At 54.4% G+C, this 1,454-nt stretch carries 1 protein-coding gene; it reads right to left on the minus strand.

Annotated features, from left to right (window positions below):
• Nucleotides 1–33 precede the first annotated feature (33 nt).
• Nucleotides 34–1,403 (minus strand): IS3 family transposase gene (locus ACP7E4_RS30415; protein ID WP_426119977.1). Its coding sequence is split into 2 segments (ribosomal slippage): nucleotides 34–924 and nucleotides 927–1,403, totalling 1,368 coding nucleotides; the frame shifts between segments, so codons are not numbered across the junction.
• Nucleotides 1,404–1,454 lie beyond the last annotated feature (51 nt).

Raw genomic sequence — 1,454 nt, forward strand, 5'->3', positions numbered from 1 at the left:
TGAAGTGCGCCCCAAAAGTTGGACAGCTGTTGATTAGGCTATCGCGGACTGGGCCCTGTACGCTACAGGGCTTAGCCCGCCCAGCTTCATCTTGATTCGATCATAGTTGTAATAACGGATGTACTCATCCAGGCCGGCCTGTAACTGAGCCACGGTGTCGAAGCGCTCGCGGTAGAAATACTCCGACTTAAGCGTGCCAAAAAAACTCTCCATCGTAGCGTTGTCCAAGCAGTTTCCTTTGCGTGACATGCTCTGCTCCAACCCTGCTTTTTCTAAGCGCTCTCGGTAATCCGGATATCGGTAGTGCCAGCCCTGATCCGAGTGCAGCATCGGTTTGGCAGCTTCGGGCAGCCGCTCAAGAGCCTTCTCCAGCATGTCCCCTACCAAGGCGTAGCGCGGCCGGGTGGCAGTCTGGTATGCCACGATTTCACCGTTGAACAAGTCCAGTATCGGAGATAGGTACAGCTTTTCGCCGGCCACTTTGAACTCCGTAACGTCGGTAACCCATTTCTGATTCGGTTGCTCGGCCTCGAACTGGCGAGCCATTGTATTGGGTGATGCTTCGCCCATCAGCCCGCGATACGAACGGTATTTTTTCGGTCGTACCGTGCACTTGAGATCCATCTCACCCATCAGCCGCCGAACCGTTTTGCTGTTAACTCTGTGACCGCTTTTATTCAGCGTGGCAGTCATCCGACGATAACCATAACGACCCTTGTGTGCGCTTTGGATGCTCTGGATAGAGGCTTTCAGCGAGACGAACCGATCCCCGGCCGCCATGGCCTTGACCTGATAGTAATAAGTACTGCGTGCCAGACCCGTTGCCTCAAGCAGCTCGTCGAGTTCGAAGTACTCTCGCAACTCAGTGACTAGCGTGGTTTTTTCTTGGCGGCCTGCTCCTGCCTTTTCTTCTCCTCCCGATATTCCTTGAGCTTTTTTAGCACAGCGTTCTCCACCTGGAGCTTGCGAAGCTTGATCAGCAGCTCAGCGTGCGAGAGGTCCTCATCACGGGGCGGTGACGAATCAGAAGGTTTGGTGGGTGGCAGTGTCATCGCAGTGTTCAATCCTTTCCCAGCAGTCAGGGCTTCGATGCCGCCACTGTAATACTGCTGCTGCCATCTGCCCACCTGGGTGGAACTGCCCAGATTGAAAAGTGCCGCCACACGGCGAAAGGACAGCTTTTCACTCCACATACGCTGGAGCACGGAGAGCTTGAACTCGCCGCTATAGCCCTTGCTGCGGACTTGCAGACTGGTATCGCCATGCAATCGGTACGCTTCCACCCAACGACGAAGCAAAGTAGGGTCTACCTGGAATTGGGCGGCTATAAACCGAAAGCCTCTGCCTCGTTCAAGAAAGGCTTCGATGGCGGACAGCTTGAATTGTGTTGTGTACTTGCTCATGAAAAACACCCCAGAGGTTGGATGGGTGTCCAACTTTTGGGGTGCACTTCA

Source organism: Pseudomonas sp. DSP3-2-3, from assembly GCF_049898225.1.
In the GTDB taxonomy this organism is placed as follows: Bacteria; Pseudomonadota; Gammaproteobacteria; order Pseudomonadales; family Pseudomonadaceae; genus Aquipseudomonas.